General features: G+C 44.2%; 15 protein-coding genes. 6 read left to right on the forward strand and 9 right to left on the reverse strand.

Translation table 11 applies throughout. The features are described 5' to 3' along the window. The first annotated feature begins 54 nt into the window (after positions 1 to 54). Positions 55 to 4389: a translocation/assembly module TamB domain-containing protein gene (locus G5B30_RS00510; RefSeq protein ID WP_165317995.1), complete on the forward strand. Its 4335-nt coding sequence runs from the start codon at positions 55 to 57 to the stop codon at positions 4387 to 4389. Here the strand turns inward: G5B30_RS00510 and G5B30_RS00515 are convergent. From G5B30_RS00515 to G5B30_RS00525, 3 genes are read right to left on the reverse strand one after another with little or no spacing between them, the layout of a single operon-like run. Then, on the reverse strand, positions 4386 to 5081 hold the full coding sequence (locus tag G5B30_RS00515) for an FkbM family methyltransferase (protein WP_165317996.1): 696 nt from the start codon (positions 5079 to 5081) through the stop codon (positions 4386 to 4388). The two genes, G5B30_RS00510 and G5B30_RS00515, sit on opposite strands and share 4 nt — an antisense overlap. Before the next feature lie 33 nt (positions 5082 to 5114). Beyond that, positions 5115 to 7334 carry a Tex family protein gene (locus tag G5B30_RS00520; protein ID WP_165317997.1) on the reverse strand — a complete coding sequence of 740 codons (2220 nt, stop codon included), beginning with the start codon at positions 7332 to 7334 and terminating at the stop codon, positions 5115 to 5117. 30 nt (positions 7335 to 7364) lie between these two features. Beyond that, positions 7365 to 7886 (reverse strand): twin-arginine translocase TatA/TatE family subunit, encoded by a 522-nt coding sequence (locus G5B30_RS00525; protein ID WP_165317998.1) that lies wholly within the window; start codon positions 7884 to 7886, stop codon positions 7365 to 7367. A gap of 148 nt (positions 7887 to 8034) precedes the next feature. On the opposite strand from G5B30_RS00525, the gene G5B30_RS00530 reads away from it, so the two are divergent. After that, on the forward strand, positions 8035 to 9384 hold the full coding sequence (locus tag G5B30_RS00530) for an MATE family efflux transporter (protein ID WP_165317999.1): 1350 nt from the start codon (positions 8035 to 8037) through the stop codon (positions 9382 to 9384). Between the two features lie 79 nt (positions 9385 to 9463). Here the strand turns inward: G5B30_RS00530 and G5B30_RS00535 are convergent, their stop codons facing one another. The 6 genes from G5B30_RS00535 to ccoN all read right to left on the reverse strand — a co-directional run bounded on the left by G5B30_RS00535 (position 9464) and on the right by ccoN (position 15380). Beyond that, on the reverse strand, positions 9464 to 10156 hold the full coding sequence (locus G5B30_RS00535; protein WP_165318000.1) for a sulfite exporter TauE/SafE family protein: 693 nt from the start codon (positions 10154 to 10156) through the stop codon (positions 9464 to 9466). Positions 10157 to 10162: 6 nt separating this feature from the next. Next, positions 10163 to 10588, reverse strand: coding sequence for a FixH family protein (locus tag G5B30_RS00540; RefSeq protein ID WP_165318001.1), 426 nt, complete (start codon positions 10586 to 10588; stop codon positions 10163 to 10165). A gap of 112 nt (positions 10589 to 10700) precedes the next feature. Next, entirely contained in the window at positions 10701 to 12092 is a 1392-nt protein-coding gene (ccoG, locus tag G5B30_RS00545; protein ID WP_165318002.1) for a cytochrome c oxidase accessory protein CcoG, read from the reverse strand. A 35-nt stretch (positions 12093 to 12127) separates the two neighbouring features. Next, the gene (locus G5B30_RS00550; RefSeq protein ID WP_165318003.1) at positions 12128 to 13021 is read right to left on the reverse strand and encodes a cbb3-type cytochrome c oxidase N-terminal domain-containing protein; all 894 of its coding nucleotides are present in this window, start codon (positions 13019 to 13021) and stop codon (positions 12128 to 12130) included. Next, the gene (locus tag G5B30_RS00555) at positions 13018 to 13218 is read right to left on the reverse strand and encodes a hypothetical protein (RefSeq protein WP_165318004.1); all 201 of its coding nucleotides are present in this window, start codon (positions 13216 to 13218) and stop codon (positions 13018 to 13020) included. Before G5B30_RS00555 ends, G5B30_RS00550 begins: the two co-directional genes overlap by 4 nt. Before the next feature lie 26 nt (positions 13219 to 13244). After that, the gene (gene ccoN / locus G5B30_RS00560) at positions 13245 to 15380 is read right to left on the reverse strand and encodes a cytochrome-c oxidase, cbb3-type subunit I (RefSeq protein ID WP_165318005.1); all 2136 of its coding nucleotides are present in this window, start codon (positions 15378 to 15380) and stop codon (positions 13245 to 13247) included. A 165-nt stretch (positions 15381 to 15545) separates the two neighbouring features. Here ccoN and G5B30_RS00565 point away from each other — a divergent pair, with 165 nt between their 5' ends. The 4 genes from G5B30_RS00565 (at position 15546) to G5B30_RS00580 (ending at position 22216) form a co-directional block, all read left to right on the forward strand. Beyond that, positions 15546 to 16130 carry an RNA polymerase sigma factor gene (locus G5B30_RS00565; protein WP_165318006.1) on the forward strand — a complete coding sequence of 195 codons (585 nt, stop codon included), beginning with the start codon at positions 15546 to 15548 and terminating at the stop codon, positions 16128 to 16130. Between the two features lie 45 nt (positions 16131 to 16175). Further along, entirely contained in the window at positions 16176 to 17375 is a 1200-nt protein-coding gene (locus G5B30_RS00570; RefSeq protein ID WP_165318007.1) for a FecR family protein, read from the forward strand. Positions 17376 to 17444: 69 nt separating this feature from the next. Next, complete coding sequence (locus G5B30_RS00575; RefSeq protein ID WP_165318008.1) at positions 17445 to 20768, forward strand: TonB-dependent receptor; 3324 nt, start codon at positions 17445 to 17447, stop codon at positions 20766 to 20768. Between the two features lie 11 nt (positions 20769 to 20779). After that, a complete protein-coding gene (locus G5B30_RS00580; protein ID WP_165318009.1) occupies positions 20780 to 22216 on the forward strand; it encodes a RagB/SusD family nutrient uptake outer membrane protein in 1437 nt (478 codons plus the stop codon). Position 22217: the final 1 nt, after the last annotated feature.

Here is a 22217-nt window from a genome sequence, read left to right on the forward strand (position 1 = left end):
ATCAAAAAAATACTGAAAATAACGTCGATTACCCTGCTTAGCATTTTATTGCTGATGTTTCTTGGCATTTTCTCCCTACGGTTTTCATCCGTGCAGACCTACTTGACACGCAAAATTGCCAACTATCTTTCCAGCGAATTGCATAACGATATATCCTTAAACCGCATTTATTTCAAACCGTTCTCCAGCGTGGAATTGACAGGCCTCCGCATGAAAGACGCACAGGGAGAAGATATGATTACCGTTGAAAAGCTTCAGGCAGGTTTCAGTTTATCTTATATCTTTATCAACAAGCTGGTCATCAACGAAATTAGGCTCGAAGACGCATATGTCCATCTGAATATTTATCAAGACAGCACTAATCTCACTTCATTAGTCCGATATTTTACGGATGGGTCCAAGAAAGTACCAAAGGACAAAAAGAAATTAAAGCTTGATATAGAGCGTATAGCGATTGTCAACAACCATTTCAAGCTGACAAACCACAACTATACCCATCACAACCGTGGCGTCGATTTTTCCGATCTGGATATAACAGAAATATCCGGTATATTCGAAAATATCCGTATAGATTCCATCGCACAAGCCGATATTCACGAGTTTACGCTAAAAGAAAAGTCAGGATTATATATTCGAGAACTGACAACAAAGGCATTGTATTCCAACCGTACAATGGAGTTTCAAGAGCTATATTTAGCGACCAATAATTCCGTCGTACAGGACTACTTAAAGTTTGATTATGCGGATATAACAGACTTTAACGACTTTATTCGAAAAGTTCATATCAACAGTCATCTTAAAGACAGCTATGTCGATTCACGCGATATCGAATTTTTCGCTCCGACGATGAAGTATGTGGTCTTCGAGACGACCGTTCAACAAGGAGACATTACGGGAACAGTCGCCGATTTAAAAGCAAAGAATGTCGCGTTGGTCACAGCCAAAAAAACAGCGCTGATAGGAGATTTTACCATTCGAGGTCTTCCAGATATTCATAAAACTATCTTTGATTTTAATCTCGAAAAACTGCAGACGACACCAGAGGATGTCGAAACACTCGTTCCTAAATTTGCCAACAAGCGATCTTTTGTCTTACCAGAGGAAATGCATCGCCTTAAAGAAGTGGTTTTCAATGGGAAGTTCCGGGGATTGTATAACGACTTCCATGTTGATGGAAAGTTCAACACTGCATTGGGACAACTAATGACTAACAGTCAGATCAAGATTAATAAATTATTAAGCTATAAAGGACAAGTCCAATCCGAACAATTCAACGTAGGTAAATTTCTAAATAGAGATATCATCGGAAGTACAGACCTTGACGTGTCTTTCGACGGATCCGGATTGCTGTTCAAAGATCTGAGCCTCGAAGCCAAAGGCATGCTGACCAACAGTCAATTTCATGGCTACACCTACAGCATGGTAAAGTTCGAAGGACAGATCGGCCAACGTGCGCTGGAAGTGAATGGCGCTATTCAAGATGATAATCTGAAAATGACGTATAATACCGTTATCAATTGGAATAACACAACGCCAAATTATTTATTAGATGCTGATATAGCCTACGCCCAGTTCAATAATTTGAAATGGTTACAAAAAGATAGTCTTACCTTACTTGGAGCGAAGATAAACACCAATCTTATGGGCAATGCGCTCAATAATGTTTCCGGACATTTCGATGCCGACTCCGTTCGCCTATCGACCACCAAAGGACAATTTAGCATTGACAAAATTAATTTTACGGCGACGGGTGATCAGGAAAATAGGCTCCTGTTCTTAAATTCAGATATTGCCGATGCTAAAATGTATGGCAATATCGACTTAAATACCATCGGGGCATATTTCACCTCGTTAGCTATGCGTTATGCACCAGCCATAGATTTAACCGTGAAGCCCTATAACCCACAAAACTTTGATCTGGAGGTCAATGTTAAATCATTCAAGCCGATAGCAGCGCTGTTAGATCCGACATTGCATTTAGATCCTGGATCTCATCTCAAAGCTTCCTTTTCCACAAACAATTATACGGCAAACTTTATCGCATACAGTCCCAATGTGAGTTATAAAGGTATGCATATTACCAACCTCGCCATACAAGAAAATGCTGACGATAAAGCCTTTTCGCTCGACATTCATGCCGACCGTATGAATTTTGGGGACAGTGTATATGTTAATCATATCTTTGTACGAAATACATTGGCCAATGACCGTTTGAATTTCAATATTATCTTATCCAAGAAGGAAGCCACCAATTACTTAGATCTGGAAGGAAACGTACATTTTGCCCAGGATGCACCGGCATCTATCGCGTTTGGAACATCCACTATCATTATTAATAAAGAACACTGGAATCTGAACAGCGATGCTACAATGCACATATCTAAAGGGAAAATTTATCTATCCAACCTCCTGCTTAATCAAGACAAACAGCAAGTAAAATTAGACGGAATCATGTCGGAGGAAAATGACAAACTGCACATTGAATTTCATCAATTTAACTTAAGCTCACTAAACGGCATCACCAATCCGTTGGGTATCCATTTGCAAGGATCAATGAATGGAAAGATGGACATATCATCGTTGTTCAAAAAACCGTTTGCTTCCGCCGATATAGAGACCGGTGCTATTATCTATAATCAGATCCCCATTGGCCGTCTTAATTTGAAAGCAGATTTTGATCCGCTCACCGGATTAGCTAATGTCGATCTGCAGCTTGCCGACGAGCAACAAAGAGGTATTGCGTTAGCGGGAAGCTACAACTTCTTTGATGAAAATGAAAAACTGAGCATCCAAGGTGAATTACAAGAGACAGATCTAACGATCTTCCAACCTTTTTTGAAAAATCTTGTATCCGACCTCCGCGGAAAAGGCAGTGGAAATGTAAAAATAACCGGTACTTTTAAGAACCCTAAAATCAGCGGTATAGGACGGATACACCATACTGAATTCACCGTAAATTATCTCCAAACACACTATCGAATAGATAATCAGTCTGCTTTGGTAGAAAATAACGCTTTTATTCTTCAGCAGATTAAAATCCATGATACACAAGGTCATGTCGCCACCGCTAATGGGATTATCAATCTCTCGAAAATCGCCAGCCCTTACATTGATGTAGATATTTCTACAAACAATGTTATGATCTTAAATACCGATTTTAAAGACAATAATCTGTATTACGGCACAGCTTATGCTTCGGGAACATTTCGTTTTAAGGGATATACCTCCACCATCGATATTACGATCGATGCACGGTCAGAGAGCAACACAGTCATCACGATTCCGTTCAACAGTGCAATGACCATATCCGATAGTGACTTCATTTATTTCGTCAGTCAAGATTCCATTGAAAATGAGAAGCAAGAACGAAGGTCACTCTTTAAGGGGCTGACCATGAATATGAATATTTCGATTACACCCGATGCTGAAGTTAATCTGCCTACCAGCCTTGGAACACTCAAAGGCAATGGACAAGGAGAAATCGATATGAAAATATCCAGTTTGGGTGATTTTGAAATGTTTGGTGACTATCGGGTGATCGACGGAAAATTTCATTTTACCGCACAGGACTTTATCAATAAATATTTTGATATTAAAGAAGGGGGAACGATACGTTGGACAGGGAATCCGAGCGAGGCCGTTATTAATCTCAATGCCATTTATCAACAACGTACGTCAACAAGACCTTTGTACAATGCTGCGGGCCGTGATGGGGAAGACGAACGGGTACTGGCACAAGCGGACATGTTAATTAAGGGGACACTTGAACAGCCAGACATCACATTTGATCTCAACTTCCCCCAGAATCCCTATATCAAGGATCAACTCCAAAGTTACCTGAGTGATGCAAACAATGTCAATCAGCAAGCTTTAAGTCTAATTGTACGGCGTAGCTTCACCCCAAGCTCGACAGAAGAAATCGGTCGGGAAGTAAACAATACGCTGCTCTCAGCAGGTACGGAAATTGCATTCAACCAATTAAACAATATTATATCGCAGTCGTTGAATATTAATTTCTTCGACTTGAATATACGTTCGTTCAACGACGCTTCGGCGTCTGTGCGGCTCTTAAACGATAGGCTGGTATTGACAGGCGGCATCACCGATCGAACCAACTTTCAGGCAACCGATCTGACGTTCTTTCGGGAAGGCATTACGACAGATGCAGAATTGACCTATCGACTGCGTAAAGATGGCAATCTGATGCTGCGCGCCTATAATAGGCCCTATACCCGCAACTTTTTAATTCGGATGAACGATGCAGAGTATATCAGTGCAGTGGGCCTCGTATATCGACAGGAATTCAACAGTATCCGTGAATTTTGGCAGAAACTGTGGATTTGGGATCATCGGAAAAAAGAGCAACGGGCGAATAATAAGCAAAACTAACGCTTAATAAAAGAAACTTCCTGATACGTATCGGATATGCCGAACACCACATAATTATGTGCTTTTAGCAGCTCCAGAAAGCGCTTTACTCTTTTCTTACCATCGTCAAAGAACTTTTCATGGATCTCCACGACGATTTGTCCAATGTTCACCCCGCTGTTTAGTACGCTTTCCATAACTGAGAATTCAGACCCTTCGATATCCATCTTCAACACATCAATAGAGCTATGCCCCAGTTCTCCTACAATATCCTTAAAGCTTTTTAGCACGACATCCACGCAGTCCTTTGAATTGACGTGACTATGGGCATGGACCGAGCCCGATACATGACTTTTATTCTTCGGCAGGTTGAATCGAACCATCCCGGTTTCTACACCAAGGCCAAATGGAAAAAAATGAAAATTTTCGGGAACAGCTTCCTCTGCTATCCAAGCGATCGATTTTGGTGTGGGATCAAATCCAAAAACCTCCGCTCGATGATGGCTTAGAATAGCCTTATCGAACGAAATATCCTGACCAATTCCAAAGGAATATACAATGGCCTCTTCCGGTATTTGAGAAGGATCAACATAAAAACCACCATAATCGCTACCATACCATACTTTATCTCGATGATCCTCTACTCGGATAAAAGCAGATTTTCCGCTCAGTACATTTAACCAGTGTTTTATCTGTGGTTTTAAATCAGCCAAAGTCATCGGAATAAAAATAGTACTTTTTTACGACTATTTAAACTTTCCAGCCAACGCGGATAGCTTCGCCGCCATATCGGTCTGCTCTGCTTTATTTTCTCTTTTCTCCGCACGTTTGCGGGGAGCTTTTTCGGCTGTTTTCATGGATAGGCTGATACGGTTTCGCTTCTCGTCCACTTCTACTACGGTAACCATTACCTTTTGCTGCACCTTGACAATTTCATGTGGATCAGACACAAACCGATTCGCCAGTTGGCTCAAATGTACCAAACCATCTTGATGTACGCCGATATCGACGAAAGCACCAAAGTTCGTAATATTAGTAACGATGCCCGGCAATTTCATCCCCACACGAAGATCAGCAACCGTATTTATCCCCTCTGTAAACGAAAAAGTCTCAAACTGTTCCCGTGGATCCAGACCCGGTTTTGCCAATTCAGTCAATATATCATTTAAGGTTGGAAGCCCGACTTCTTCACTTGTATACTTTCGCAAGTCAATCCGTTTCCGTAATGTCTCGTCTTTCATCAGCTCAGGTACCGTCACGCTCAAATCTTCCGCCATCTGTTCTACCAAAGCGTAACGCTCCGGATGTACGGCAGATGCATCCAGCGGATGCTTCGCATGGCGGATACGCAAAAAACCTGCAGCTTGTTCAAATGCCTTTTCGCCCAAACGAGGAACTTTCTTTAACTCCCTGCGGGAACTGAATGGCCCATTCTCCTTCCGGTAATTGACAATCTGTTGTGCCAGCGCAGGCCCCAAGCCCGAAATATAGGACAAGATTTGCTTCGATGCCGTATTTAACTCCACTCCCACAGCATTCACGCAGGACATCACTGTATCATCCAATGCGGATTGCAACTTCTGCTGATCAACATCATGTTGATATTGTCCCACACCAATAGACTTAGGATCAATTTTTACCAACTCGGCCAACGGATCCATCAAGCGACGGCCAATGGATACTGCTCCGCGTACCGTTATATCTTGCTCCGGAAACTCCTCTCGTGCAACCTCGGAAGCAGAATAAATAGACGCTCCGCTTTCATTGACCATCACGATAGTTATTCCTGTCAAGTTAAGCTTACGAACAAATTCTTCTGTTTCTCGACCTGCCGTACCATTTCCGATCGCGATGGCTTCAACCGTATATTTATCCGTTAAATGCCGGATTGTTTTCTCGGCTTCCAATACACCGCCAGCTCCCGTATGTGGGAATATTGCTGTATTTTCCAATAAATTGCCTTGTGCATCCAACACAACTGTCTTACAGCCCGTACGGAATCCCGGATCTATGGCCAACAGACGCTTTTGCCCTAACGGTGCCGCCAGCAACAACTGGCGGACATTGTCTGTAAACACTTTTATAGCCTCCTCATCTGCTTTCTGCCGCGTCAACACCCTCACCTCCGTTTCCATGGAAGGTTTCAACAAGCGCTTATAGCCATCCTGAAGTGCCAATCTGACTTGTGTAGCGGCGTCGTTTACACCTTTGATATATAGTTTTTCGATAAGTGGCAACGTATCTTCTTCTTCCACCTTAATATCCAGATACAACAACTCTTCTTTCTCGCCGCGGCGCATCGCTAGCACACGATGTGAGGGAGCTGAGACAAGCGGTTCGGACCATTCAAAATAATCTTTATACTTCAAAGCCGCTTCTTCCTTACCCGGTACGACCCGCGAAACGAATGTTCCTTTTTCCAAAAACACCTTACGAATGCGTGCACGTACATCCGCATCTTCTGCTATCACTTCCGCGATGATATCCCGTGCTCCAGCTAGCGCTTCATCTTTATCGGTTACACCCAGATCTGCATCAATATACGCCTCTGCCTGCACATCCATATCACCTACCTGTTGCTCCAAAATAAAATCAGCCAAGGGCTGTAATCCCTTTTCCCGTGCTACGGATGCCCGCGTCTTACGCTTCGGTTTATACGGCAGGTATATATCTTCCAACACAGCCATAGTTTCAGCCGCCTGGATCTGATCTTCCAGCTCAGCCGTCAATTTACCTTGTTCTGTAATGGATTTTATAACCACTTCTCTTCTTTTGTCGAGCTCCCGCAATTGTTGTATACGATCTCTTATCGCGGTAATCTGTACTTCATCCAAACTTCCCGTAAGCTCTTTGCGGTATCGTGAAATAAAGGGAATCGTAGCTCCTTCATCCAAAAGAGCTATCGTAGTCCTGACCTGTTTATCGGTCAACGACAATTCATTCGAAATAACAATTTCGTGCAACATAAAATATGAAATGGTAATAGAAAGGTTATTCTAAGCTTGTTCAGAAGGTTTATTACCAGCTGTACTTGTATTCTCCACAGTTTCTTCTATCGCAGGCTCGTCTGCCTGTTGATCCGAAGCAAAATGATCGTTGTAGCCGTATTTATAATATTCTGTATCATCGACGGGATGTGCTCCCGGGTCGTGTTGATAGGTATTTTCCGGTGTGGTGAATTGGGGAAGACTTTTCTCCGGTTCGTCCGCATCGATATCTGCCATTGCATCTCCAGCTCCAGTTCCATCTTCGCCCTCACTGACTTCACTATAGGCATCGTCGGGTGTTGGCGAATCATATTTTTTATCCTCCGCCGTAACATCCAGATCCTTTTCAAAATTATTGATCTGATCGGCTATTTCTTTTTTAATTCCTTCCGAAGCATCTTTAAACTCACGAATGCCCCTACCCAGTCCTCTTGCTAATTCGGGCAGTTTTTTACCTCCGAAAAGCATTAAGATGACGACCACAATGATAAGCATCTCCTGCGTACCAATGTTTAAAAATGCTAATTCCATATAATATATATCTTCTTTACAATAAGCTAAGGTAAGTGTATATTTTTTTTTCGGCAACACTTGTTTGTAATTATTTAGAAACAAAGGGTATTGTTAGGGTTACAAAAACACGCGAATCTTCGTACCTTTGCAGGCCAAAAATAGTAATATGCGCGAGAGAAAGAGAGCACACCGATCGTATTATTTAAGTACACTCACGTTAGCAGGACCTGTGGTCATATCACAATTGGGTCATACCCTAGTCCAGACAGCCGATACGATGATCGTAGGGCACTTTGCAGGCACCATCCCACTGGCAGCTGTGTCCTTGGCACACTCCGTTTTTATGATCGTTTTAGTCATTGGTCTGGGGATTTCCTATGGGCTTACGCCCCTAATTGCCCAGGAAAATGGCAAATCAAACCCCATCGAGTGCGCTAAACTTCTTTCCAACAGCTTTTGGATCAACCTCATTTCTGGCATTTTGTTATTCTGCCTCGTCTACTACGGCTCTATGTATGCGATGGCGCATACCGATCAGGACCCGCTTGTTGTAAGGGAAGCAAAACCATATCTGCTCCTTCTATCGCTATCCATCGTCCCGTTGATGGTTTTCAACACGTTCAAACAATTTGCAGAGGGACTGGGTTTTACCCGGCAGGCCATGCAAATTACCATTTGGGGTAATGTGCTCAATGTTGTTATCGCCATTATCCTCGTCAAAGGCATGTTCGGTTTTACACCTATGGGTATCCGTGGTGTGGGAATTGCAACACTCATTGACCGTATATTAATGATGTTGGTCATGATGGCCTATGTTTTACGCGCCAAGTACTTCAAAAAATATATCCAGCATTTTAATTTCATTTCACTGCATTACAATAGAATAAAAAACATACTGCGTATAGGAATGCCCGTAGCTATGCAATATGTATTCGAAATCGGTGCTTTTGCCGGGGCATCATTAATAGCGGGTAAAATAGGCGCATTACAGCAAGCTTCACATCAGGTAGCTATCACCTTGGCAGCAATGACCTATATGATGGCCAGTGGGATTGCAGCTGCGGCTACGATCAAGGTAGGGAACAGTTTTGGCAACAATAATTTGTTTCGGCTTCAACGATTTGCGACGGTGTCCTATCATTTGGTGTTGGTCTTCATGATTTTCACAGCTTTGATATTCGCCATCTTCAACCAGCAGCTACCGCTACTCATTAGTAAAGATGCAGCTGTTATCGCACTTTCCGCACAACTTTTAATCATTGCAGGTCTTTTTCAGCTTTTCGATGGTACGCAGGTTGTCGGACTAGGTGTACTACGTGGTATGGGTGACGTCAATATACCCACATTGATTACATTTATTGCCTATTGGATTATAGGACTGCCCAGTGGTTATTTCATGGGAATTATTTTAAATTGGGGCATACAAGGGGTATGGTATGGACTTACGTTAGGACTGTTGACTTCTTCTCTATTGCTTTTTTTACGCTATCGATATATTGTGAGGTTACAAGGTTAACAGGGTTATGAGGTTACGAAGGTTATAGAGGTACCGTCATAACTACATAACCACCATAACGACATAACCTCGTAACGACCTAATAACACTGGATCGCCCCTTCGACATGGATCAACGGGCTGAGGTACGGAATATCCAGGTTAGCTCCTCTTAAGATAAACCAGGCACCCATAATCAGGTATAAGACCGGTAGAAGTTTGGCAAAACGTCCTTGAACCAGCTTTCTGGAAAAGTTGGCACCGAAAGAAAATACCAACATCAACGGCAAAGTGCCCAAGCCAAAAAGCACCATAAAAAGCCAACTATTCATGACACCATCTGCATTCATCGCCGATGCAAGAGCCATATAGACCATGCCGCAGGGTAATATACCGTTCAATATGCCCGCCACAAGAGACCCTCCCGGCCGATAGAGCCACTTCCCCATCATCTTCACAAACGGCTGGATCGCCCGTGTCTGAACACGTGCTATACCAGACGACTTTTTTCCTATGGCATAAAAAAGACCTAGACCTACCAATATTACCCCTGTAAAAATGGAGAGAAATTGCTGCCCTTCCTGAATAACAGCCAGACTACCCAATCCACCTAAAAGCAGACCGATACCACCATAAGTCATAATACGTCCAAATTGATAGAGCAGCTTATTCCAGGTCTGTTGCCACGATATCGTCTGACCACCCTGTACGGCGATAAGCAAAGGTCCGCACATGGCGGCACAGTGCACACTGCCAAACAAACCCATAAAGAAAGCCAAGTAGTGGTAAGTCATCTGTATTTACTGTATGTACACGGTACGGGTATCTATATACGTTTTATGTTCATTCTCCCAAGAAATTTCTAAAAGCCAGCTCCCTTTCGTAAAAGACGAAATCGGAAGTTTAAAAACTTCGGTAGCCGTATAAAGTGGGATTTTTTTATCCAGCTGACCGTCGGACGGTCGTTTGAAGGAAAGCTGCCCTTCATTCCCCGGACTCGTAAAAACGATAGCTAGCGTATCCTGCTCCAGCCGGACAATAGGCTTGGCACGATCGTCCACAACATTCTGCTTGCGTTCATAGACTTCATCATAGACCAAACTTTTTTCATAGTAGTCCTCATCCAGCAACGAATCGGAATCCTGGGTAATCATATAGACCCCTGCTCCAATAATAAACAACATAAATGTAGCCAGGCCGACTACGATCTTTATTCCCCAATTCATAGTTTCTGTATTTTAAAGTTACGAAGCTATAATGGTGATGGAAGTTAAGGAAGCACTGCATATCATGATCTTTTATAACCTCTATAACCACCATCACTCCCATAACTTTGTTTTAAGATCCCGGAGGTGCAATGAAGGTCGTTTTAAGCTTTTCGACCACCTTGCCCTCCGATATGACATGGACACTTACCTTCGTTTTATAGCTTTGTACATTCTCCCGCTTTCCGATCAGGAAAAAACTCATTTTTGCCGATCCGTCTTTCGTCAGTTTATGGATCTTGTTGACCAGTTGTAGCTGCAGGTCCGGGTCTTCAGGTACCAGTTCAAAATCAATTTCGTGCCCGCTCTTATTCATCAGCTCCAACGTATACAGGTTGCTGACAGTCCCGTCCGGACGGATTTGATAGGTACTACCCGTAGCACGCAATAGCGACCCTCCAATCTCCGAACGACTGAAGATCATATACCCGAATATGCCAATCAAAAACACTAATATAGCCGTATAAATCACCTGCCGGGTTTTGTTTCTTTTGAATTCGCCTTTGCCTTCGATTTCGCCTAACGTATAAAAGCCTATCAGCCGCTTCGGCTTATCGATTTTCTCCATGACCGCATCACAGGCATCGATACAGGCCGTACAGCTCACACACTCCATCTGTATCCCATTCCGGATGTCAATCCCGGTCGGACATACCTGGACGCACAAATTACAGTCGATACAATCACCATTATCACCATCGGTCTCTCCTTTCCGCAATTTCCCCCGTGGCTCTCCCCTTTTTTCATTATAGGCGACAGTCATGCTCTGTTCGTCCAGCAGCACCCCCTGCAATCTTCCATACGGACATATTGTCGTACAGACAATTTCCCGCACATACGCAAAGACCCCGTAAAAGAGCAGCGTAAAGATCACTATAGATACAAAACCACCGATATGCTGCTCCACGGGATCAGTCATAATGCGAAAGAGCGCATCCACACCGATAATATAAGCCAGAAAGATGTTGGAAATAACAAAAGAGATCGCCAGAAAAATAGTATGCTTAAGCAATTTTTTCCAAGCTTTGGCATCGGTATTCGGACCTTCATCCAACTTCCTTTGTTGTGTCCAGTCACCCTCAATCCAGTATTCGATACGTCGGAAAACCAATTCCATAAATATGGTCTGCGGGCAGGTCCATCCACACCACACCCGTCCAAAAACAGCCGTAAACAAGACAATGCAGACCATAATGATCAACATACCAAAGACAAAGATATGCAGGTCTTGCGGATAGAATATGTTGCCAAATATCGAGAACTTCCGTTCGACGATATTAAACATCAAGAAAGGATTACCTCCGATCTTGATAAAGGGAGCAGCGAGCAGAAATACCAACAAACCATAGCCTACCCACTGTCGATAGTTGTAAAATTGGCCTCCCGGCCTTTTCACATATAACCGCTGTCTTTTTTTCTTTTGGTTGGGTTGACCAGCTCTCCTTTCGTTTACTCCTGCTCCCATAACACATTCAAAAATTATTCATTAAACACCATACATTATTCATCCACGGTAGGGTCAGCTTCCGCTGCTCCACCGCTCTCCGATTCGTAAGCATGCACTTCTATACCTTCCGCAGCTTTCGCATTCGGGGGATTGGTATCACGCAGCGTAATGATATAGCTACTCACCTCGGCTATTTGCGCCGGTGTCAACGTCTGCTCCCAAGGCACCATTCCTTTTTCAGGTACGCCATACTTCACCGTCTTGAAGACATCTTTAATCTCCCCCCCATGCAACCAATGCCGATCCGTCAGATTCGGACCAATTGTACCCTCTCCATTGTTTCCATGGCAGGCCGCACAATTCGCCATAAATATTGCCTTACCCGCCGGAGCCAGTGCTACATTAAATTCCACCGAACTTTCATCGACCAGACTAGCCGATTGTGCTAAATATTCCTGCTTTGCCTTTTCCGCCTGCGCTACTTCATGTAGGTATTCCTGATCTTGGTGCATTCCCCATCCAAAAACATGATACACTAACAAGTATATAAATCCAAAGACGACGGTCGAATAAAACAACACATTAAACCAGACCGGAATCGGATTATCCAACTCGACAATACCATCGTATTCATGATCGATAAGCAGATCTTTCTCCTCTTCTAAGCGATGCAGACCAAGAATATTATTCCAGGTATTTTTCCATTTTTCTTGTCGCTTAACACGTGAGACTCTAGCCTCTTCGACTTCCTTCTCCACTGCCTCGGGCATCGTGATCTGCAAGATCTCGCGCATCGCACGCTGAACAGCAATCGCAAATATGAGCAGTGCCACCATCACGACAGCAAATGTGACGATCAGGATATCAATATATATATTTCCCGAACCGGATAGCCAATTCGTTGCGGGTACGACAGTTGCTTCCGCTGCTGATAGATATAAACTCATAGTTTCTTCCGTTCTTCAGGTGAATAATCGTTTGCCTGCTCCGATCCATCGAATGGTATATCTTTCATGTACTGGATATGGTCCTTTTTCATAAAGAACAACATACATCCTACTGCCACAAAAAAGACGATGAATATCCAAAGTGATATAATCAAGTAGATTTCGTCACCCTGTAAATTTGTTATTTGCTTGAACATACTATTTTATATTTTTAGTCATCACCCTATTTTTGTTCATTAGTCGTTGCTGTTTTCGGCTCCGCCTTAATATCTGTACCCAACCGTTGTAAATAGGCAATAAGCGCAATAATTTCCCGATCGGACTGCACTTCTACCTGATTTGCAGCGAGGTCTTTTGTAATTTCACTTGCCTGTCTTGCCACGTGATCCAGTGCATTCTCGACATCTTCGTTCGAATAAGGGACACCAAGAACACGCATGGCATTCATTTTAGCTTTCAGCGAACTGTTGTCCAATTGCTGATCGATCAGCCATGGATAAGCGGGCATGATACTTCCCGGAGAAGTAATCGTTGGATCCAGCATGTGATCGAAATGCCACTTATGCGGATATTTGCCCCCTATACGGTGCAGGTCGGGTCCGGTCCGTTTTGAACCCCATAAGAACGGAAGATCGTAGACAAATTCTCCTGCTTTACTGTATTCACCATAGCGTGCCGTCTCCGAACGGAATGGCCTTACAGTCTGTGAGTGGCAGTTGACACAACCTTCACGTATGTAAAGATCCCGTCCCTGCAGTTCCAGCGCGGTATAAGGCTGCACACTTTTAATCTTCGGCACATTACTCTGAATGGTAAACGTCGGTATCATTTCGACGATACCTCCGATCAATATCGCAATCAATGCCAATACCATAAATAACACGGGCTTACGTTCCAACCGACGGTGCGACGAACGCTCCGTCACCCGTACCGGCTCTAATGCTGGCGCCTCGGCAGACTCATTGGCCATCAATTTACCGGCCTTCATGGTCCGTACTAGGTTATAGGTCATCATAATCGCACCCGACAGGTACAATGCCCCACCTAATGCACGCATCATATGCATTGGAAGAATTTCTAACGTAGTAGCCAGAAAATTGGGATACTTCAACACGCCTTCCGGTGTAAACTCTTTCCACATCAGACCTTGTACGACCGCTGCCCAGTATAGCGGAATAGCGTAGAACAAAATACCCAAGGTGCCTATCCAAAAATGGACATTGACTAATTTCTTTGAATAAATCTGTGTCTTATAGATACGGGGTATCAGCCAGTACAGGATAGCAAAGGTCATAAACCCATTCCATCCCAAAGCCCCCACGTGTACGTGCGCTACAATCCAGTCGGTAAAGTGAGCAATTGCGTTGACCTGTTTCAACGACAGCATAGGACCTTCAAAGGTGGCCATACCATAGCAAGTCAAGGCCACGACCATAAATTTCAGCACCGGTTCTGTTCGGACTTTATCCCAAGCACCCCGTAAGGTCAGCAAACCATTGATCATTCCTCCCCAGGACGGTGCGATCAGCATGACCGAAAACACGACACCCAAAGACTGCACCCATGAGGGTAAGGACGTATAAAGCAAGTGGTGCGGACCAGCCCAGATATAGATAAATATCAGCGACCAGAAGTGAAGGATACTCAATTTATAAGAATATACCGGACGATTTGCCATCTTGGGCAAAAAGTAGTACATCATCCCCAAGAAGGGTGTTGTCAAAAAAAACGCGACAGCATTATGCCCGTACCACCATTGCACCAAGGCATCCTGCACACCGGCGTAGACATAGAAGCTTTTCCACATGCTTACCGGAAGCTGGATAGAATTGACAATATGCAAGACAGCTACCGTGACAAACGTGGCAATATAGAACCATACGGCCACATACATGTGCCGTTCACGACGCTTAATAATTGTACCGAACATGTTTATTCCGAAGACGACCCAGATGATCGTAATCCCGATGTCGATGGGCCATTCCATTTCGGCATACTCATGGGATGTGGTGTAGCCCAATGGCAAAGTAATAGCCGAAGCGACAATAATAAGTTGCCATCCCCAGAAATGGATCTTGCTCAGCAGATCGCTGAACATCCGAGCTTTAAGCACCCGCTGCAAGGAATAATATGCCCCCATAAAAATGGCATTCCCTACAAATGCAAATACAACCGCGTTGGTATGCACGGGGCGTACACGACCGAATGTCGTGTATTGATTAAGAAAATTCATCGCCGGCCATATCAGCTGCAGGGCAATCATGAGTCCGACGGACATGCCGATTATACCCCAGACGACCGTTGCAATTCCAAAATTGCGGACAATCTTATTGTCGTAATTAAACTGCTCTACATACATGAGTCTTCGTGTTGATTTTTTCCGATGTAAAAGTAGAGACAGTCTGATGACATTCTAATGATATACAATGTGAATAAATGTGATAGATGTCACATTCTATTCTTTAGCCAATTTCTCCTTTTGTTAACATTTTATTAAATTTGTGTTATACAGAGAGGTATGCCGATGAAGACCCAATTCCAAACGGACGAGAGAAAACTGTTGCAAAGGCTGCGGCAAGGGGATGAAACTGCCTTCAATCATATCTTCTATCAATTCCAGCCGGCTCTGGTTTTTTTTGCGAACAGACTTTTATCTAATCAAGATCTTATCGACGCGGAGGAAATCGTCCAAGATACCTTTCTCAAATTATTTCATCGAAAAGAGACATTAGCTACATTGTCAAATGTTAAAGCCTTCCTGTATATTGTCACCAAAAATGCCTGTCTGGATCGAATTGCAAAAGAACAAGTCAGGCAACGCCGTTTTGAGAAATTCATGACCTCCTTTCAAGAAGCGGAAGATATTATCTTATCAGAGATTATCTATACCGAGGCTGTCCGTGAAGTTAGTGAAGCGATTGAACTTTTACCCGAGAAGTGCCGCGTTATCATGAAGCAGTTTTTCGAAGAAGGGAAAGACGCCAAAGAAATTGCTGAAGGACTCCATATCACTGTAAGCACGGTAAACAATCAAAAATCGCGCGCTATTTCCCTGCTAAAACAGCGGCTCTCCGGAGCAGGATTTGCCCTTATCTTACTAGCTATATAATTTTTTTCATTTTCTTTAGAGAAAGACAGCCGGTTTCCCGTTTCTATGGAAAGTGAAATTGTGGAAAACCTAGATATACATAATAGTTTTGGCCTAAGCGAAATACTTCGCAAGCATATTCAACAACAACCGCTTACTACAGAAGAGTCGGAAAAACTCAATCAATGGTTGGCAGCGAGCGAGCGAAATCAACAGATTTTTGCGTCGTTAGGTAACGAAGATGAACTTGCTTCCACCCTCAAACGACTCTACCGAACAGATACTCGAGCACAATTAGACATTGTCAATCGTCGAATCGCACAAAGCCTAAAAGCGAGAAAAAGAAGCTATTGGCTGCCTATTGCTGCCTCGCTTACGATAATTTTTGGGATTAGCCTATGGGTCTATACCCACAAGCAACCTGCCGTCAGCGAAGAGATAGCATTAACCAGCATCCACGGCGAGGATATACTACCCGGCACAGATAAAGCGACACTAACCTTGTCCACGGGTAAAACAATAACCTTGGATGAAGCCAAATCCGGTATCATTAATACAGCAAACGGCCTGGCGTATGAGGATGGCAGCCAACTCGGCGCTGTTGAAGCTGCGCCATACGCCACGCTTTCGACACCGATAGGCGGACAATACAAAGTGACATTACCCGATGGAACCGCCGTTTGGATGAACGCCGAGTCATCACTCGAATACCCTACCAAATTTGGAGACGACCAACGTCGCGTAGTGCTCCGCGGAGAAGCCTATTTTGAAGTACAACACGACACCGCTAAACCTTTCATCGTACAAACACACGGACAACAAATTCGCGTACTGGGCACGACCTTTAATGTGAAAGCCTATGCGAATGAACAGCGGACGACCACGACACTGCTCACTGGATTGGTAAAAATAAATACGGAGGGCAACAAAGAAGAAGGAAGTTCGATACAGTCCGTCACCTTGCATCCCGGCCATCAAGCGACAAAACTAAACGGACGGTTGACTGTTGACGAGGTCGTGCCGACCTATGCCATTGCCTGGAAAGACGGCGAGTTTGTTTTTCGGAACGAATCATTGACCAACGTCATGAAACAGCTGCAACGCTGGTATGAATTCAACGTAGACTACGATAGCTTACCGCAACTGCATTTTACCGGTGGGATCAAACGAGATGTTAGTCTCTCCGAGGTTCTCCAAATGCTGGAACAAACCAGTACGGTCCGTTTTCAAATTAAAAACAAGCGTGTTTCTATTATAAGCAGTTAATATAATTATCACAGCCATGTTCATCAAGGAATATATTGTCTTTATCCAAGAAAAATCAATTACAAAAGTATGGAGTTAGGTTTAATTAGTTTACGACGGATAAAATGTACCGTCTTGATTCTGCTCGTTTGTATGCAGACCAGTATAGCTGCTTATTCGCAGCGAGTGACTCTGAACGTTCGGGGCTCTTCATTAGAAACAATTTTGGACAATATCCAAACACAGACCGGTTACTTGGTGCTCTACAACAACGAACAAGTAAAAAACATCGGCAAAATCCGGTTAAACATTAAAAACATGGAATTGGATGCTACCATGAAAGCCGTTTTAAATGGACTTCCGTTGACCTATGCCATCCAAGGAGAGACGATCTTAATCAAGCCGTCGCCTTCGCCTCGTAAAGAATCCGTTCAGGAGAAAACCCAGCAGGAAACTGTATCGGGCCGTGTCGTGAACGAAAGTGGACAGCCCTTACAGGGTGTTTCTGTTAGCACCACCAACGGCACAAACAGTACCCAGACCAATGAGCAAGGTGTGTTTCAGTTGCTGAATGTGACCAGCAATTCGAGATTGCGCTTTTCTATGCTGGGCTATCAGCGTGCCGACTATGCCATAAGCAGCCTGCCGTCCCCGGTGGTTCTACACCAAGAAGTGAGTAATTTGGATGAAATCGTCGTGACAGGTTATGGTGTACAGGAACGACGAAGTATTACGGGAGCCATGTCGACCGTGAAAGGCGAAGATTTTGAAAACATGCCGATCCAGTCCTTGGATAAAGCCATACAGGGACGAGCAGCCGGGGTCTTGGTACAGACCTCTACCGGTGTTCCCGGAGGGGCCACACGAATCAATATTCGAGGAATTGGATCGATTTCTGCAGGAACCGAGCCCATGTATATTGTCGATGGGGTACAATTGAACAGCAGTGCGCCGAGCAGCCGTACATCGACGAACGCGCTAGCTTACATCAATCCAAACGACATCGAATCCATCGAAATATTAAAAGATGCTGCTGCATCGGCCATTTATGGTGCTCAGGCTGCTAACGGCGTGATTTTGATTACAACAAAACAAGGAAAAGCAGGTAAACCCAAACTTTCCTTGAATTATTACGAAGGTATCTCTTCTCCGGTTAAAAATATGGACGTGCTCAGTAGTCAGGACGCAATTCGTCTTCGCCGAGAAGCACTACTGAACGATAACCCAAGCTTAAGTCCTACTGCCGCGTTGGCCCAAGCTTTAGTCGATCTCGGTGTTCGACCGGATCTGACGGAAGAAGAAATTGCTGCATACCCTACCTACGATTGGCAAGGTGAAGCATTCAAAACAGGGCGCGTACGTAATATTGAATTCAATACATCCGGCGGAAATGAAAAAGCAACCTATTACTTATCGAGTTCGTATAACAAACACGACGGAAATGTCACTGGCATAGATTTTCAACGCGGGAATGTTAAAATGCGGCTAAATCAGACCTTAACTCCACGTTTACAGCTTGACGCCGGGGCGAACTTAAGTCTGATAACCCAAAATGGAAACACCGGTTCGCAGGGAAGCACGTCGGGAGTCGCTGCCCCCCAGTATACGGCTTCGTACATGCCGCCTACTGTACCGATTTACAATCCAGACGGTTCATTCAACGCCTATACGGGTATGCCAGGAACGGGTTTCAACCCCATTCAAGCCGCTACCGTAGATGACAATATTGTCCGTCAACGTTCATTAATCGGTAATTTCTCCGTGTCTTATAAAATCTTGGACAATCTTACCTTCAAATCGTTTTATGGTATAGATTACCGTTTTATCCGGGCTGACTATTACCGAGACCCTCGAACACCAAATGGGGCAACATGGAATGGATACTTGATTGATGACAATACAGAAAATGTGAATTTTACGACGAATCAGACATTAAATTATAAGAAAACGATCAATGAGAATCATACGATTACTGCTTTATTAGGAGCTGAATACCGAAGTGATGTAAGCGAATACGAATCGGCTAGGGCAAATAATTTTCCAACTTATGAATTCCGTACAAACCAATCGGCTGCGGATCCGTATTCCGTAACAGGAGCATGGAGCGGGAGCCGACGAGTTGGCTTTTTCGGACAAGCAAACTACAATTACAAGAGCAAGCTCTTCCTCTCTGCCGTTGCGCGGTACGACGGTTCATCGCGATTTGGGGTGAATAACCGATTTGGATTTTTCCCCGGTATCTCTGCCGGATGGGATATGGCACAAGAGCGATTCCTTGAAGGTACTTCTTGGGTGGATCAGCTGAAGCTCCGTGTCGGATACGGCATGGTGGGCAATGACCAGATCAACAACGTTTCTTCACGCGGATTCTATCAAGCCGGATCACGTTATAATAAAATTGCCGCACTACGCTTACAGACACTCGCCAACGATGACTTAGGTTGGGAGACCAACGTTTCCACCAATATTGGTTTGGATTTCGGATTGTTTAAAAACCGGATTTCTGGAACAGTAGAGGCTTTTCATCGGAATAGCAGACAATTGCTAATAAGCAAACCACTACCAGAAACCAGTGGTTTCAGCGCTGTAGATGAGAATTTAGGACGTGTAGTGAACCAAGGTTTGGAGATCGACCTGAACACACTCAACATATCGACTAACGGCTTCCAATGGCGAACCAACTTCAACGTCGCTTTCTTACAGAACGAGGTGAAAGAGTTGTATGATGGTTTAGATTTTATTTCCAATACCATCCGCGTTGGTCATCCCCTGAAGATATGGTATCGTGCACGCTACGCAGGAGTCAATTCGGCCAACGGACGTCCGATGTGGTATGATGCCAACGGCAACATTACCTACCTGTTATCTGCAGAAGACAATGTGGAGACCAAGAAAGGTTGGCAATCGGATTATTTCGGTGGTCTGACCAATACATTTTCCTACAATGGGTTTGATTTAAGCACGTTGTTCCATTTCGACATGGGACGCTACATGGCCAATACCATGTATCAGGTATGGTATAATGTCATGAGCAACCCGGGCAGAAACACGCTGCAGGAGTTATATGACGAAAGATGGACTACTCCGGGACAAATCACTCATGTCGCAAGGCCTATCAATGGAGGAGCTGAAACCAACAGCAGTACACGAAGCTCAACGACTACCCAATTCCTGCACGACGCATCATTTATCCGCTTGCGTGAGGTGACCTTAGGGTATCAGTTCCCGTCGCCCTTGTTGAGTAAATTAAAAATGGAAAGAGCGCGTGTGTACCTCACTACTGTAAATCTACATACATGGACCAAATGGGTCGGATACGATCCCGAATTCGCCGTCGACGGATCGGTCGAAAACAACAGCGGAATTGTGCCTCAAACCATGAGTTTTACAGCAGGTATTCAAGTTGGATTTTAATAGCTAATAAAATGAACACATCTATAAAGAAATTAATACTCATCTGTTTGGCAGGAGTCACATTATTCTCTTCCTGTAACAAGATACTGGACATCACCCCGAAACAATCTGTCAATTCTGAGGAAGCTCTAACAACCCCAGCAGGTATCCAAGCGGCCCTTTATTCGGTCTATGCCTATCTCCGACAGACAAGTCAATACGGCAGGGATCTCATCGCTATCCCGGAATTATTGGCGGACAATACAAATCATACAAACAATCCCACTACGTTAAATCCGCAATTCCGCAATCAGCCGGGAGCCCATTTAGGAATTTGGGGCAGTAGTTACTCCGCGATCAACGAGATCAACAACATTCTGCTCGTACTCGAAAATCCACCTGAGGGTGTGACGACGGAATTTAAAGAAAATATAGCCGGACAGGCTCATTTTCTACGTGCTCTCTATTACCATAATTTATCGAAAATATACGGCTATGACCCCAAAGCGAGTATCGACGAAGTCAATTATGGTAGCGTTCCGTTGGTACTCGATCCCGTGCTCCGCATAGAACAGATCGTATACCCCTCTCGAGCTAGCGTTGAAGTCATTTACGAATTGATTTATGACGATCTGGAAACAGCTTACAACCTCTTATTAGGTAAGGCCTCCAACGGATCGGATTCGGAATACTATGCCTCTGCAGCAGCAGCTGCTGCACTGTTCTCTAGGGTTGCGCTTTACAACGAAGATTACGATAGGGTAATCGCCGAAGCAGAGGCCGCATTGGAATTAAGTGCCAGTAAATTTATGAGCAAAGATAGCTATATCGCCGGATGGCGTCGAATGAAGTTACCCGAGTCTATCTTTGAAGTTGTCTTTCACTTAGGCGATTATGTCGATCCGGTCAATGAATCATTACGTGCAACATTTACTTCTCGGCTAGAGTTGACGGAGTCAGATTTTTCAAGTCGGGGCAACGTCGTTGTGAGTCCAGATCTTTACAGCAAGTACACAAGTAACGATATACGCCGCGAACTTTTCATAAATGGCGTGGGGAGAAATGCAAGCCGGACAGAAATTACTAAATATTTGAGTCGAAGTGCAATCAATCACGACAACGTACCTGTTATCCGTGTATCTGAAGTATACCTCAATCGTGCCGAGGCGTACGCCAAATCAGAAATCTATGATCTCGCCCGGCAAGATCTAAACCGCATTCGGGAAAGAGCTGGACTTACTCCAGTGCTGGAAACGCTTACCGGCCAACCACTTATTGATGAAATTTTGTTGCAACGCCGTCTTGAGCTCGCTTTTGAAGGACACCGCTTCTTTGACCTCAAACGACAGGGCATGGATATTACGAAGGCGTCTGGAAATGTACGGTTCGATGAACCGCGGATATTGGCTCCTCTCCCGTTTTCGGAAGTGCAACGCAACACGAATTTGAAGCAGAACTTTGATCTATAAG

It is taken from the genome of Sphingobacterium sp. SGG-5 (assembly GCF_011043525.1).
In the GTDB taxonomy this organism is placed as follows: Bacteria; Bacteroidota; Bacteroidia; order Sphingobacteriales; family Sphingobacteriaceae; genus Sphingobacterium.